This window comes from Sphingomonas pollutisoli (assembly GCF_029167165.1).
Lineage (GTDB): Bacteria > Pseudomonadota > Alphaproteobacteria > Sphingomonadales > Sphingomonadaceae > Sphingomonas > Sphingomonas pollutisoli.
This window is the reverse complement of sequence record NZ_JARFNJ010000001.1, coordinates 600,548-614,858: the sequence shown is the minus strand read 5'-3', so window position 1 is coordinate 614,858 and position 14,311 is coordinate 600,548. Positions and strand designations below refer to the sequence as shown.

The window sequence follows — 14,311 nt, the reverse complement described above, 5'->3', positions numbered from 1 at the left end:
GGCTTTCCCACCACCTTTTGCCCTTCGGCAAACACAACCTGTCCTACACTCGCCGTTTCCGGCATCCTGCCCGTCACGCTCTTTGACAGTGTCAGCCCAACCGAATCGGTCCGCCTTCGCATCGCGCGCGCGGCCGTCCGTAGGGCACAAACAAAAGTGACACCCCCCGCACCGTGCCTCGGGTGGCTCACGTTAGCGACGTTTCGCCGCTCAGGACGCCACCTTCAGGATCAGCAGCCCGGCGAGCAGCAGCGCCGCGCCGATCAGCCGCCCCGGCGTCGCCGCCTCCCCGAGCAGCGCGATGCCGAGCACGAACGAGCCGAGCGCGCCGATGCCGGTCCAGATCATATAGGCGCTGCCGAGCGGCAGGCTGCGCATCGCATAGCCGAGCAGGCTGAAGCTCGCGATCATCGCGACCACGGTTATGATCGCCGGCCCCGGTCGGGTGAATCCGGCCGATTGCTTCATGAAATAGGCCCAGACGATTTCGAGCAGTCCGGCGATGGTGAGTGCGATCCAGGGCATCGGCCCTCCTATGTCGAAGGCCGGGCCGTCCCGGACTGATCCCCCGTGCGGGTCGAGGGCGTGGCCCCGTCCCCGGCTCTTAGGCGGCGCGCTTCCGGGAAGCAATCATTGCGCTTTGCCGTAGCGGGCGATCAGCGCGCGCACCACGCCGTTGGTCCAGCCGAACCCGTCCTGGAGCGGATATTCGCCGCCGCCGCCGGGGCGCGCCTGCTCGACGTCATATTTCTCGAGCATCCGCCCGCTCGCGCGATATTCGTGGAGCACGGTGGCGAGGAAGCGCTGGGCCAGTTCGCGCGCGGCGGCCTCGTGCCCGGTGCGGTTCAGCCCCTCGATCGCGATCCACTGCAGCGGCGGCCAGCCGTTGGGCGTATCCCATTGCTCGCCCGTGCGCGCGAGTGTGGTGCGAAGTCCTCCCGGCGCGACCAGCGAATCGGCGATCGTCGCCGCCACCAGATCGGCCCGGTCGGAAGCGGCAAGCCCGGTGAACAGCGGATAGGCGGTCGCGGCGGTCAGGCCGCGCCGCAGCGCTTTCCTGGCGATGTCCCAGTCGCCGTAGCGGCCGCCCTTGTCGTCCCACAGCCAGGTCTCGACCGCCTTCTTGCGCGCAGCCGCGAGCGCGTCATAGCGGGTCGCGCACGCCGCGTCGGCGGCGGCGCGGCATTGCTCGGCGATCGCGTTTTCCATGCCGTAGAGCAGGCTGTTGAGATCGACCGGCACGACATTGGTAGTGTCGATGGTCGCGAGCGTCTTGCCGTCGGCGAACCAGCGCGAGCTGAAATCCCAGCCGCTTTCCGCCGCCGCGCGCAGGTCGCGGTAGAGCGGTCCGGCGTCGCGCTTGGTGCGGGCCTGGAGCGCGACGTCCTCGCGCCACGATTCCTCGCGCGGGCGGTCGGCATGGCTGTAATAGCGGTTGAGCGTGCTGCCGTCGGGCATCGTCACGACGCGCTCGGGCTGCATCCAGAAATCATGCTCGCGCCTGAGCGCCGCCAGCCGTCGCGCCTCCAGTGCCGGGTCGTTCGCGTCCGACAGGCCGATCATCAGGTACAGCATTGGCGGCTGCGAGCGCTCGACATAATAGGTGCGCGTGCCGTTGGGGACATGCCCGTAGCGCTCGACCAGCGACACGAAGTCGGCGAGCATCGACTCGACCAGATCGCCGTGCCCGTCGGCCTTGAGCCCGAGCATGGTGAAATAGCTGTCCCAATAATACATTTCGCGGAACCGCCCGCCGGGAACGACATAAGGCTCAGGCAGCGCGAGTGCCGATCCGCCCGGCGTCGCCACCACGGGCGGGCGCGTGAGATGCGGCCACAGCGCGGCGATATGATCCTGCACCGGCGGGCGCGCCCCGTTCGCGGCGGGGGCCGGCGCGACCATCGGCACCGAGAAGTTGCGCTGGACGAAGGCGTGGAGTTGATCGGGCGTCTCGGGGTGGGTCGCGCACCAATCGGCGACGATCGCGGGGTGGGCGCGCAGCGGGGTCGCGTCGGCGAAACTCTTGCTGTCGGGAAATAGCCGCGCCTGCTGCACGCTGGTGAAGATCGGGCCGTAGAGATCGAGCGGGGTGGGCACCGCGCCCGCGACAGGTGTCGCAGGGGGGATGCACGATGCGACTTCGGGCGCCGCTTCGGCCGGTGGCGCGACATGGTGGCGCGGGCGGCGCGCCCTGCGATGCTTTTTCGCAACCTTCGACTTAACCGTCTTGTGCGTGGCCGCCCGTTGCGGCGCGGCGGCATCCGCGACCGAGCCGCCCACCAGCGCCAGCAACGCCGCCGCCCAGATCGCCTTCATTACCTGCAACGATTCCCCCTTCCGAAGTTTGGCCGCCTCAGCCGCCGACGGTCTGCTCTATCACGCCGAAGATCGGATGGTGCCGGTCATCTTCGGCCCAGATGCGGACCGTGTCGCCGCGCTTGAGGAACGGCGTGGTCGCCGCGCCGCTCAGGATCGTCTCGACGCTGCGCTGCTCGGCGATGCAGGCATAGCCGACACCGCCCTCGGCGACCGGCGCGCCCGGCCCACCCCCGGCATCGCGGTTCGAGACCGTGCCCGAGCCGATGATCGTTCCCGCGGCGAGCGCGCGCGTCCTGGCGGCATGCGCGATCAGCGTGCCGAAATCGAAGGTCATGTCCTCGCCGGCTTCGACCCGGCCGAGCGGGGCGCCGTTCAGATCGACATTGAGCTTGCGGTGCAATTTGCCCTCCCGCCACCAGCCGCCGAGCGAATCCGGGGTGACGAACACCGGCGACAGCGCGCTCGCCGGCTTGGACTGGAAGAAGCCGAATCCTTTGGCGAGTTCGCCGGGGATCAGCGCCCGCAGCGACACATCGTTGGCGAGGCCGACAAGCCGGATGCTCGCCAGCGCCTCCTCGCGGCTCGCGCCGGCGGGCACGTCGCCGGTCACCACCACCACCTCGGCTTCGAGATCGCAATCCCAGCTTTCGTCGGCGAGCGGGATCGGGTCGCGCGGCGCGAGGAAGCCGTCCGAGCCGCCCTGATAGAGCAACGGATCGTGCCAGAAGCTCTCGGGCAGTTCGGCGCCACGCGCGCGCCGCACCAGCGCGACATGGTTCACATAGGCCGAGGCGTCAGCCCATTGATACGCGCGGGGCAGCGGGGCGGCAGCGGCATGTTCGTGGAACCGCCGCATCGGGATCATCTCATGGTCGAGATCGGTGGCGAGGTTCTGCAGGTCGGGCAGAAACCGCTCCCAATCGTCGAGCGCCGCTTGCAGCGTCGGCACGATATGGCCGGCATCGGCGCACCAGGCGAGATCGCTCGAGACGACGACGAGGCGGCCGTCGCGGCCCCCTTTGAGGCTGGCCAATTTCATGCGCGCTCTCCTGTCTGTTTTCGGGCGATGAGCATAGCCCGCCCGGCGTGGGTGTCGAGCCGGCTTGAGTCATGCCGTACTTCCGAACGGCTGGTGTTACGCGACACCCCCCGCCAGCGCGGCGAGCAGCAGCAGCGCGACGATGTTGGTGATCTTGATCATCGGGTTGACCGCGGGGCCGGCGGTGTCCTTGTACGGATCGCCGACCGTGTCGCCGGTCACCGCCGCCTTGTGCGCCTCGCTGCCCTTGCCGCCGTGGTTGCCGTCCTCGATGAACTTCTTGGCGTTGTCCCACGCGCCGCCGCCGCTCGTCATCGAGATCGCGACGAACAGCCCCGAGACGATCACCCCGAGCAGCATGGCGCCGAGCGCGGCGAAGCCGGACGCTTGCCCGGCGACCAGCGTGACGAGGAAATAGACCGCGATCGGGCTGAGCACCGGCAGCAGCGAAGGCACGATCATCTCGCGGATCGCGGCGCGGGTGACGAGATCGACGGTGCGCGCGTAATTGGGGCGGCTCGTCCCGGCCATGATGCCCGCGTTGGTGCGGAACTGTTCGCGCACCTCCTCGACCACCGCGCCCGCCGCGCGGCCGACTGCGGTCATCCCCATCGCGCCGAAAAGATACGGCAGCAGCGCACCGAGCAGCAGTCCGACGATCACATACGGGTTGGACAAGGTGAAATCGACGGTAAGCCCGGTGAAATACTCGCGCAGATCATTCGTATAGGCGCCGAACAGCACGAGCGCGGCGAGCGCGGCCGAGCCGATCGCATAGCCCTTGGTCACCGCCTTGGTGGTGTTGCCGACCGCATCGAGCGCATCGGTGCGCTGACGCACGTCGTCGGGCAGCCCCGCCATTTCGGCAATGCCGCCGGCATTGTCGGTGACCGGGCCATAAGCGTCGAGCGCCACCACCATCCCGGCCTGCGCGAGCATTGCGGTCGCCGCGAAGGCGATGCCGATCACCCCGGCGAGCTGATAGGCGGCGATCACCGCGACGACGATCACGATCGTCGGCATCGCGGTCGATTCGAGGCTGACGGCGAGCCCCTGGATGACGTTGGTGCCGTGGCCGGTTTCGGACGCCTTGGCGATGCTGCGCACCGGGCGATACTGCGTGCCGGTGTAATATTCGGTGATCCACACCAGCAGCCCGGTGACGGCGAGGCCGATCATCATCGACCAGAACAGGCTCATGCCGGTCACCCCGCCGGTCGCATCGGGATCGAGGAAGCCGTTCGCGCCGATCGGCGCGGCGAGATCGCCGAGCGTCCAGCGTGTCGCGAGATAGATCGCGGGTACCGACAGCAGCGCCGAGGTCCAGAACCCCTTGTAGAGCGCGCCCATGATCGTGCCCTTGCCGAGCCGAACCGCGAACGTGCCGAGAATCGACGTGACGATGCACACTCCGCCGACGATCAGCGGCAAGGTCATCAGTTCGAGCAGCCGGTCGGCGCTGCGGAAGGCGAGCGCGATCGAGATCATCGTCACGCCCAGCGTCACGACATAGGTTTCGAACAGATCGGCGGCCATGCCCGCGCAATCGCCGACATTGTCGCCGACGTTATCGGCGATCACCGCCGGGTTGCGCGGATCGTCCTCGGGGATGCCCGCCTCGACCTTGCCGACCAGATCGGCGCCGACGTCGGCGGCCTTGGTGAAGATGCCGCCGCCCAGCCGCGCGAAGATCGAGATCAGCGACGCGCCGAACGCCAGCGCGGTCAGCGCCTCGACGATGATGCGGTCGGCGGGCGCGTGATGCGCGACCGCGACGAGATACCAGAAGAAGCCCGAGATCGCGAGCAGTCCGAGCCCGGCCACCAGCATACCGGTGACCGCGCCCGAGCGGAAGGCGAGGGTAAGGCCACCTTGCAGCGAGGTGCGCGCCGCCTCCGCCGTGCGGACGTTCGCGCGCACCGAGATGTTCATACCGACATAGCCCGCCACACCCGACAGCACCGCGCCGATCAGAAAACCGATCGTCGAGACGATGCCGAGCGAGACCGCGAGGATGATCGCGACGACCAGGCCAACGACGGCGATGGTGCGATATTGCCGCCCCAGATAGGCTTTCGCGCCCTCCTGAATGGCGGCGGCGATATCCTGCATCTTGTCGTTGCCGGGCGGTGCGCGCAGCACCTGCGCGCTGGTGAGGACGTCGTAAGCGACGGCGATCAGGCCACAGATGATGGCAGCATAGACGATCGTCATGCGTATCCTTCCCCTAATGTCGGGGGCGGATGGTCGGCTGCGTGGCCGCCTCCGTCCTCTAAGCCGTCAAGGTATAGGGGCGTATGGGGCGTTGGCAACCGGGGACTATCGCCCGTGCAGATACCCCAGTCGCGCCGGCAAGGGCACCGTCGCGCCGCCATCGACCAGCGTCAGGCCCGCGCCTGCGGCGAACCGCCCGACGGCGGTCGCCGCCACCGGTGGTGGCGGGCCGGGCGGCAGCGCGAACAGCAGTTCGTAATCGTCGCCCGCGATCGCGGCGGCGAGTCGCGCGCCGCGATCGTCCCCGCGCGCGCGCAGCGCGTCGGACAGCGGAACGGCGGCGAGATCGATCTCCACCGCCAGCCCGCTCGCCGCCGCGAGTCGCTCGGCGTCGATCAGCAGGCCGTCGGACACGTCCATCATCGCATGCACGAGCGACGCCAGCGCGCGACCTTCGGCAAGGCGCGGTTGCGGGCGGCGATAGGCGGTGAGCAACGCCGCCGCGCCGGGCTCGCCGCGCGCGATGGCGAGCCCGGCGCCGGCATCGCCGATCGTGCCGGTCACATAGAGCACGTCGCCAGCTCGCGCGCCGCCGCGACCCGGCACCACCAGGCCGGCGGTGCCGAGCGCGGTCAGGCCGAGTACGCGCGCGTCTCCGGCCGGCTGCGCGACGGTGTCGCCGCCGAGCAGGGGGACGGCGAACGCGGCCAATGCCGCGCCGAGCCCCGCGACGAACGCCGCGTCCCATGCCGCGTCCCCCGTCAGCCCGTATCCCATCAACACGCCGACCGGGCGTGCGCCCTTGGCGGCGAGATCGGACAGGTTCACGGCGAGCAGCTTCCACGCCACGTCCGCGGGCGGATCGGTCGGCAGGAAATGAACACCCTCGACCAGCATGTCGTGGGTCAGCACCAGCGACTCCGCTGCGGGCATCGGCAGCACGGCGGCATCGTCGGTGAGCCGGCGCGCCGCCGGATCATGGGCGATCGCCCGCAGCGCGTGGATGAAACCGCGTTCGCCCGCAGCATCGTTCGTCATCCCGCCCGGCCCCTTGCGCGCACGACCGCGCGACGCGCCGTTCCCCGCTGCGGGATTATCGTGCCCATCCGGCGAGCCAGTCGGCCAGCCCTTGCGGGGTCATCGAGCGCGCATCGGCGAGCGCGGCGGTGCGGCCGGTGTTCAGCAACGCGTCCGTCCTGGGATCGACGATCAGCACGCTCGGCACACCCTTGAGGCGTTCGGTGATTCCATAATGCGCCGGGATGTCGAGGTTCTTGTCGAATCGGCCGACATCGACATCGACGATCTCATATCTGCGCGCGAGCCATGTCTTGAGAGCCGGCACGTCCATCGTGCCGGCGAGAATGCGGCAATCGAGGCACCAATTGCCGCCGAGGTCGATCAGCAGCAGCTTGTGGCTGGCCTTGGCGCGCGCTTTGGCAGCGGCGACGACGGCCTTGGCGTCGGCCTGCTCATCGTACGGGAGCGGCAGCGGCTTGGCGAGCTGTTCGAAGCTCGTGATCGGCATATGCGGTGCCGGCGCGGCGAATGCCGGGCCGGCGAGCAGAAGGGCTGAGGCGATGAGCGTGCGAAAGGCCATGGCAATTCCTTGAAATCCCATGCAGCATATCGGAATTAAGGCCCGCGCCAAGCCACAAAAAACCCGGCGCGCCGCGAGGCGCGCCGGGTCTTTGTCATCGCGAAACCGAAAAGGTCAGGCGATCGAGGTGAGGTTCACCGCCGCATACTTGCCGCGACGATCGACTTCGAGTTCGAACTCAAGCCGGTCGCCCTCGTTGAGCGTCGACATGCCGCCGCGCTCCACCGCCGAGATGTGGACAAAGGCGTCGGGCTGGCCGTCATCGCGCTGAATGAAGCCGAAGCCCTTCATCGCGTTGAAGAACTTGACCGTTCCAGTCGACTTCTCACCGGTCAACTGACGCTGCGGGCCACCGGCGCCGCGCGCGCCGCCCGGCGCCGCGTCCCGATCACGCGGCGGGCCGCGGTCGGTGACGGGGAGGGGTTCGCCCTCGATCTTGAGATCGGTCGCCGAGATACGGCCGCCACGATCGACGAGGGTGAAACCGAGCGGCTGGCCTTCCGCCAGGCCGGTCAGACCCGCCTGCTCGACCGCCGAGATGTGAACGAACACATCCTCGCCACCGTCGTCGCGCACGACGAAGCCGAAGCCCTTCTGGCCGTTGAAAAACTTTACGACGCCCGTGCCTTCGCCGACGACCTGCGGGGGCATGCCGCGGCCACCGCCGCCACCGCCGCCGAAGCCGCCACCACCGCCGCCGAAGCCGCCACCGCCGCTGCGGAAGCCGCCACCGCCGCCACCGCCGAAGCGATCACCGCCGCCGCCGAACCGATCGCCGCCGCCGCCGAAGCGGTCGCCGCCGCCAAAGCTGCTGCCGCCGCCGAAATCATCGCCGCCGAAACCATCGCGCTTATCGCGTCCGCGCCCGCCACGATCTCCGCGGCGTCCTTTATCGAAACTCATGCCCTGTTCGTCTTCCCGGCTCGTCCGAAATCACCATCTGAAAAACCGTGCGTCGGACGAGAACGCAGGTCTTCGGGCACCAACCAAGTGCGCCACCGACACTACCTACCCTAAAAAAAACCGCGCTGCGAACAAATTCGTCCAAATTGCGGCATGATGTGTTCGAGAAGGCTGAAACACTGTGGCGCGGACGGCACAGCGAGGGGCTTTTTGTCTTTTCGGCGATCGCACGGCTCAAGGCGATCGGTTCGGTCGAACGGGATATGTCGGGCGTGGCGTCGGCGGTGCGACTCCGCCTGGCGTGCGGCGGGCATTGAGGCGCGAGCATATCCCCGCTAGGGCCGGGCGATGACCGTTCATCTCCACGAAGAAGACCTGCCCGAAGGCGTGTTCGCGCCCGGTGCCGACATCGCCGTCGATACCGAGACAATGGGCCTCATCACGCCGCGCGACCGGCTTTGCGTGGTCCAGCTTTCCGATGGTGGCCCGGACGAGCATCTCGTCCGATTCTCGCCTGGCAGCGACTATGCGGCGCCCAATCTGCGCGCGTTGCTCGCCGATCCGGCCCGCGTGAAGCTCTACCATTTCGGACGTTTCGATCTCGCCGCGATCCGCCATTATCTCGGCGTGACGGCGGCGCCGGTCTATTGCACCAAGATCGCCTCGCGGCTGGTGCGCACTTATACCGACCGTCATGGCCTCAAGGAGTTGGTGCGCGAACTGCTCGGCCAGGACATTTCCAAGGCTCAGCAATCGTCGGACTGGGGCGGACCGGTCCTGAGCGACGCGCAGAAGGATTACGCCGCCTCCGACGTGCGCTTCTTGCACGCGCTGCGCGAGGAACTCGACCGCCGGCTCGCCCGTGAGGGCCGTACCGCACTGGCGCAAGCGTGTTTCGATTTCCTCCCGTCCCGCGCCGAACTCGATCTCGCCGGCTGGCCCGAGATCGACATCTTCGCGCATATCTGAGGCGTCGATGGCCGTTTCCGCTCTCCCCCCGCGAACCGCGCGCCAGGCCTGGGCCGCGCCGGGCGGCAGCCACGATCGTCTCATCACGATCCTGCGCTTCGTGTTGCCGATCGCGGTCGGGGTGCTGGCGGCGTTCCTCGTGATGATGCCGCTGGCGACGGGTGGCGAGGTCAGCTTCCTGCTCGACAAGAACAAGGTCGAGGTCGCCAAGGAGCGGCTGCGGCTGCAAAGCGCGCTGTATCGCGGCACCGACGGCAAGGGCCAGCCGTTCACGCTCACCGCGGGCTCCGCCGTGCAGAAGAGTTCGGCCGAACCGATCGTGCGAATCGACCAGCTCGCCGCGCGGCTGCAACTGAGCGACGGGCCGGCGCGAATCGTCGCGCCGCAGGGCCGCTACGATATGGACAATCAGCGCGTGACCTTGGTCGGCCCGGTTAACGTCGTCGCCGCCGATGGATACCGGCTCGATACGACCAATTCGACGATCGACCTCAAGACCCGCCAGATGCGGAGCGGCGGCGCGGTCACCGGCACCGTGCCGCAGGGCGCGTTCAGCGCCAAGCAGCTCAGCGCCGATCTCGAAAACCATATCGTGCGGCTCGATGGCAATGCCCGCTTGCGGATCGTTCCGCGAAAGACGAAGTAGCGCGCATGCGCCTGCTCCTGTCTTCACTCCTTGCCCTCACGCTCGCCACGCCCGCGCTGGCGCAGCAACGGCACAATTCGGACGCGCCGATCGATTTCGGCGCGGACCATATCGAATTGCAGGACAAGGCCAACCGCGCGATCCTGACCGGAAACGTCTCGGTCAAGCAGGCCGAGATGACGCTCACCGCCGCGCGCATGACCGTCGCCTACACCGGGCAGGTGGTCGATGGCTCGCCGCAGGTGTCGCGGCTCGATGCCGCCGGCAACGTCGTCGTCACGCGTCCCGACCAGACCGCGCGCAGCCAATATGCGATCTACGATCTCAACCAGCGCACGATCCTGATGATGGGCAACGTGACGCTGACCCAGGGCGGCAACGTGACGCACAGCCAGCGGCTCACGCTCAACCTCGCCGAAGCCCAGCCGCATGCGACTCTCGGCGGCGGCCGTGTGACCGGCACCTTCTCGGTGCCGAAGCGCAACTGAGTCGCCGGTTTCTCGCCGATATCGGCCCTGCCGCTTTCCTCACGGGCGCGAATGCGGCATGAATATGCACGAAGCCTGCCAAGCGCCGCACCGTTCCCGATGCGGTACCGCCATGATGCGAGCACTGGACCAGAGATGAGCGATACCACCACTCTCGAAGCCGCCCGGCCGATCACCGAACAGCCGGTGATGCGCGGCCTGTCGGTGGTCTCGATCGCAAAATCCTATGATAAACGGCCGGTGCTGACCGACGTGTCGGTCACGGTCGGGCGCGGCGAGGCGATCGGGTTGCTCGGCCCGAACGGTGCCGGCAAGACGACCTGCTTCTATTCGGTGATGGGGCTGGTGAAGCCCGATTCGGGCCGGATCATGCTGGATGGCGAGGATATCACCGGGCTGCCGATGTATCGCCGCGCCATCCTCGGCCTCGGCTATCTGCCCCAGGAAACCTCGATCTTTCGCGGTCTGTCGGTCGAGAAGAACATCATGACCGTGCTCGAGCTGAGCGTGGCCGACCCCGCCGAGCGTCGGCAGCGGCTCGACACGTTGCTCGACGAGTTCGGGCTGACGCGGCTGCGCGAGTCGCCGGCGATGGCGCTGTCGGGCGGCGAGCGCCGCCGGGCCGAGATCGCGCGCGCGCTCGCGGCGAACCCGTCGATCATGCTCCTCGACGAGCCGTTCGCGGGCATCGATCCGCTGTCGATCGCCGATATCCGTGATCTTATCCGCGAATTGAAGCAACGCGGCATCGGCGTGCTCATCACCGACCACAATGTCCGCGAGACGCTCGAAATCGTCGATCGCGCGTACATCATCTATGATGGCCGCGTGCTGTTCACCGGATCGCCCGCCGAACTGGTCGCCGACGCCAACGTGCGCCGGCTGTATCTCGGCGAGGGCTTCTCGCTGTAACCATGCCGATCGCCTCCTTCCTCGTCGCCCCGGCGCAGGCCGGGGCCGCCGGGTGTGGGGCAACCGGCTGGCAAGATCACGCAGCGGCCCCGGCCCGCGCCGGGGCGACGAAGCCGTGAGTCTCGCCCCCCGCCTCGATCTGCGCCAGTCGCAATCGCTGGTGATGACGCCGCAGCTCCAGCAGGCGATTCGCCTGCTCGCGCTGTCGAACCTGGAGGTCGAGGGGTTCATCGCCGAGGAGATCGAGAAGAATCCGCTGCTCGAATCGGGCGCGCCCGACGAGGACGGCCCGGCGCAGGAGCGCGACGCCGAGGCGCCGCAGCGCGACGAACCGGCCAGCGCCGATGAGCTACTGCTCGCCGGCGGCGGCGAGGCCGAGTCGCTCGATGTCGATTTCGCGACCGAAAGCTTCCATCACGACAGCGCCGCCGATCTGGCCGGAGGCGGGATGGACGGTGCGCTCGGCCTCAACGGCGCGGGCACGGGTGCGGGCGGCGAAGACCTGCCCGATCTCGACGGTTTCGCCAGTGCCGACATCAGCCTGGCCGATCATCTGCTCGCGCAAGCGGGCGCGACCATCGACGGCGCCGACCTGTTCATCGCCGCGCATCTGATCGACCAGATCGACGAATGCGGCTATCTCACGGTATCGCTGCTCGAAATCGCCAACCGGCTCGGGGTGCCGCTCGCGCGGGTCGAGGCGGTGCTGGCGACGATCCAGACGTTCGATCCGACCGGTGTCGGCGCGCGTGACCTCGCCGAATGCCTCGCCTTGCAGGCGAAGGAAGCCGACCGCTACGATCCCTGCATGGCACGGCTGATCGACCATCTCGATCTCGTCGCGCGCGGCGATCTCGCCCGATTGAAGCGGTTGTGCCAGGTCGATGACGAAGATCTCGCCGACATGATCCGCGAACTGCGCGGCTACGATCCCAAGCCCGGCTGCCGTTATGGCGGAGAGCCGAGCCAGGCGGTGGTGCCGGACCTGTATGTCGCACGGCGCAAGCAGGGCTGGGCGATCGAGATCAACGCGGCGACGCTGCCGCGCGTGCTCGTCAACCGCAGCTATTATGTCGAGCTAAGCGCCGCGCGGGGCGATCGCGCGTCGAAGGCGTGGCTGTCCGACATGCTCGCCAGCGCCAACTGGCTGGTCAAGGCGCTCGACCAGCGCCAACGCACGATCATCAAGGTCGCGAGCGAGATCGTGAAGCAGCAGGAGGCGTTCTTCCTCAAAGGCGTCGCGCATCTCAAGCCGATGACGTTGCGCCAGATCGCCGACGCGATCGAGATGCACGAATCGACCGTCAGCCGCGTGACCAGCAACAAATATCTGAGCTGCGCGCGCGGGCTGTTCGAACTCAAATATTTCTTCACCTCGGCGATCCAGTCGGCCGACGGCGGCGAGGCGGTGTCCGCGCAGGCGGTGAAGGCCGCGATCAAGGCGCTGATCGCGGGTGAGGGCGACAAGATCCTGTCCGACGACACGTTGGTCGAACTGCTTAATGCCAAGGGTTTCGACATCGCGCGCCGCACCGTGGCGAAATACCGCGAGGCGCTCGGGATCGGATCGTCCGTCCAGCGCCGCCGCGCGCGGGCGCTGGAAGGGACGAGCTAAGTCACTTGCCGGTTTTGCTGGGCTGATCCGTGACCTTGATCCCGCTACTTTGCATCAAATCGGCCAGCTTTTCCTTGTCAATGTATTGGGTGAAACGGCCCATTGAATCACTGACGGTCGCGTCGCTAACGAGCGACTGCATGGCGACCTGCCCCAGCAATTTAAAGCCTTCTTGCACCGCGTTGATGCCGTCGTATTTTAAAGCATCGGCACTTTGCTGGCGACAATCAACGAGTATTAGCCGATCGAACACGGCAGCCATCGCGCGGTCGTGGGCGTCATGCTGGGCTGTCGTTACCTTCGCCATGTCTTGAATCGCCGGGCTTGCCGACAACGCGGCAAAAATCCACTGGATTAGCCCTGCCTTATCTTGATCTGAAGTTTTGGCGACGAGGCACTTGCCAAGGTCGTCCGAATAGACGCTCGCGCTAGCGCTTGACGCGAGCAGGAAGCTGGCCCCGAGTGTTGCAGCCGCATACAAAATCTTCATGTCCACGTCCCCCCTGATGTGAGGAACTATGCCAAGGTCAGCCGACAGCCGCTAGGCCACGCGAAAATTTTGGCGAGGATAATTTGGAGGGTGATTGTCTTGAGCGATCCTCTCAATCGTCCTCGTCCTCATAGCCGTGGAGCGCGAGCGCCTTGGCGCGGATCTGGTGAGTCGCGCACCAATGGACCAGCGCTTCCTCGCGACCGTGCGTGACCCACACTTCCTGCGGCGCGATCTCCAGCAGCGTCGAGGTCAGCTCGTCCCAGTCGGCATGGTCGGACAGGATCAGCGGCAGTTCGACCCCGCGCTGCACCGCGCGCTGGCGTACCCGCATCCAGCCGCTCGCCATCGCGGTGATCGGATCGGGCAGCCGCCGCGACCAGCGATCCCCCAGAGCGGAGGGCGGCGCCATCACGATCCGCCCGGCGAGATCGGCTTTGCTCGCTTCGGTGGCGGGGCGAAGCTCGCCGAGCTCGACCCCGTGCGCGACATAGAGATCGCACAATTTCTGAAGCGCGCCGTGCAGGTAGATCGGATCGTCGAAGCCGCGCGCGCGCAGCTCGGCGATCACGCGCTGCGCCTTGCCGAGCGCGTAGGCGCCGACCAATACGCAGCGCGTCGGGTTGGCGCGTAGCGCGGCGGTGAGCTTGTCGATCTCGTCGCCGGTCTCAGGGTGGCGGAACACCGGCAGGCCGAAGGTCGCCTCGGTGATGAACACGTCGCACTTGGTCGGCTCGAACGGCGCGCAGGTCGGGTCGGCGCGGCGCTTGTAGTCGCCCGAGACGATGATCCGCTCGCCGCGATGTTCGAGCACGATCTGCGCCGAGCCAAGCACATGGCCGGCCGGCACGAACCGCACGCTCACGTCGCCGAATGCGATCGCTTCACCATAGCCGACCGGATGCGCGGTCTGCGCGCCGTAGCGCGCGTCCATGATCGCGAGCGTCTCGAGTGTCGCCCACACCGCGCCGTGCCCGCCGCGCGCATGGTCGGCATGGCCATGCGTGACCAGCGCGCGCTCGACCGGCTGCGACGGATCGACCCACACGCCGGCGGGTCTCACGAAGATGCCGTGCGGTTGCGGATCGATCCAGTCGCCGAGCTTTGCCATCGTGC

General features: G+C 67.7%; 14 protein-coding genes. 5 read left to right on the top strand and 9 right to left on the bottom strand.

The window, feature by feature from the left end:
- Positions 1 to 210 precede the first annotated feature (210 nt).
- The 7 genes from PX554_RS03020 to PX554_RS02990 form a co-directional block, all read right to left on the bottom strand.
- Positions 211 to 525, bottom strand: coding sequence for a DMT family transporter (locus tag PX554_RS03020; protein ID WP_275498815.1), 315 nt, complete (start codon positions 523 to 525; stop codon positions 211 to 213).
- 105 nt (positions 526 to 630) lie between these two features.
- On the bottom strand, positions 631 to 2,316 hold the full coding sequence (treF, locus tag PX554_RS03015) for an alpha,alpha-trehalase TreF (protein WP_275498967.1): 1,686 nt from the start codon (positions 2,314 to 2,316) through the stop codon (positions 631 to 633).
- Between the two features lie 37 nt (positions 2,317 to 2,353).
- A complete protein-coding gene (locus PX554_RS03010; RefSeq protein WP_275498813.1) occupies positions 2,354 to 3,358 on the bottom strand; it encodes a fumarylacetoacetate hydrolase family protein in 1,005 nt (334 codons plus the stop codon).
- Positions 3,359 to 3,454: 96 nt separating this feature from the next.
- Positions 3,455 to 5,572 (bottom strand): sodium-translocating pyrophosphatase, encoded by a 2,118-nt coding sequence (locus tag PX554_RS03005; RefSeq protein ID WP_275498811.1) that lies wholly within the window; start codon positions 5,570 to 5,572, stop codon positions 3,455 to 3,457.
- A gap of 105 nt (positions 5,573 to 5,677) precedes the next feature.
- The gene (gene thiL, locus PX554_RS03000; RefSeq protein ID WP_275498809.1) at positions 5,678 to 6,610 is read right to left on the bottom strand and encodes a thiamine-phosphate kinase; all 933 of its coding nucleotides are present in this window, start codon (positions 6,608 to 6,610) and stop codon (positions 5,678 to 5,680) included.
- Positions 6,611 to 6,665: 55 nt separating this feature from the next.
- Positions 6,666 to 7,172, bottom strand: coding sequence for a thioredoxin family protein (locus PX554_RS02995; RefSeq protein ID WP_275498807.1), 507 nt, complete (start codon positions 7,170 to 7,172; stop codon positions 6,666 to 6,668).
- 114 nt (positions 7,173 to 7,286) lie between these two features.
- On the bottom strand, positions 7,287 to 8,075 hold the full coding sequence (locus PX554_RS02990) for a cold-shock protein (RefSeq protein WP_093223480.1): 789 nt from the start codon (positions 8,073 to 8,075) through the stop codon (positions 7,287 to 7,289).
- Between the two features lie 348 nt (positions 8,076 to 8,423).
- Here PX554_RS02990 and PX554_RS02985 point away from each other — a divergent pair, with 348 nt between their 5' ends.
- The 5 genes from PX554_RS02985 to rpoN all read left to right on the top strand — a co-directional run bounded on the left by PX554_RS02985 (position 8,424) and on the right by rpoN (position 12,705).
- Positions 8,424 to 9,044, top strand: coding sequence for a ribonuclease D (locus PX554_RS02985; RefSeq protein ID WP_093223482.1), 621 nt, complete (start codon positions 8,424 to 8,426; stop codon positions 9,042 to 9,044).
- 7 nt (positions 9,045 to 9,051) lie between these two features.
- Positions 9,052 to 9,690, top strand: a complete 639-nt coding sequence (gene lptC, locus PX554_RS02980; protein WP_093223483.1) for an LPS export ABC transporter periplasmic protein LptC — start codon at positions 9,052 to 9,054, stop codon at positions 9,688 to 9,690.
- A 5-nt stretch (positions 9,691 to 9,695) separates the two neighbouring features.
- Positions 9,696 to 10,178, top strand: a complete 483-nt coding sequence (locus PX554_RS02975) for an LptA/OstA family protein (protein ID WP_093223485.1) — start codon at positions 9,696 to 9,698, stop codon at positions 10,176 to 10,178.
- 135 nt (positions 10,179 to 10,313) lie between these two features.
- Entirely contained in the window at positions 10,314 to 11,090 is a 777-nt protein-coding gene (gene lptB / locus PX554_RS02970; RefSeq protein WP_176787115.1) for an LPS export ABC transporter ATP-binding protein, read from the top strand.
- 115 nt (positions 11,091 to 11,205) lie between these two features.
- Positions 11,206 to 12,705, top strand: a complete 1,500-nt coding sequence (gene rpoN, locus PX554_RS02965) for an RNA polymerase factor sigma-54 (RefSeq protein WP_275498801.1) — start codon at positions 11,206 to 11,208, stop codon at positions 12,703 to 12,705.
- A gap of 1 nt (position 12,706) precedes the next feature.
- Here rpoN and PX554_RS02960 read toward each other — a convergent pair whose 3' ends face one another.
- A complete protein-coding gene (locus tag PX554_RS02960) occupies positions 12,707 to 13,195 on the bottom strand; it encodes a hypothetical protein (RefSeq protein ID WP_093223488.1) in 489 nt (162 codons plus the stop codon).
- 112 nt (positions 13,196 to 13,307) lie between these two features.
- Positions 13,308 to 14,306, bottom strand: coding sequence for a ligase-associated DNA damage response exonuclease (locus PX554_RS02955; protein ID WP_275498799.1), 999 nt, complete (start codon positions 14,304 to 14,306; stop codon positions 13,308 to 13,310).
- Between the last annotated feature and the right edge of the window lie 5 nt (positions 14,307 to 14,311).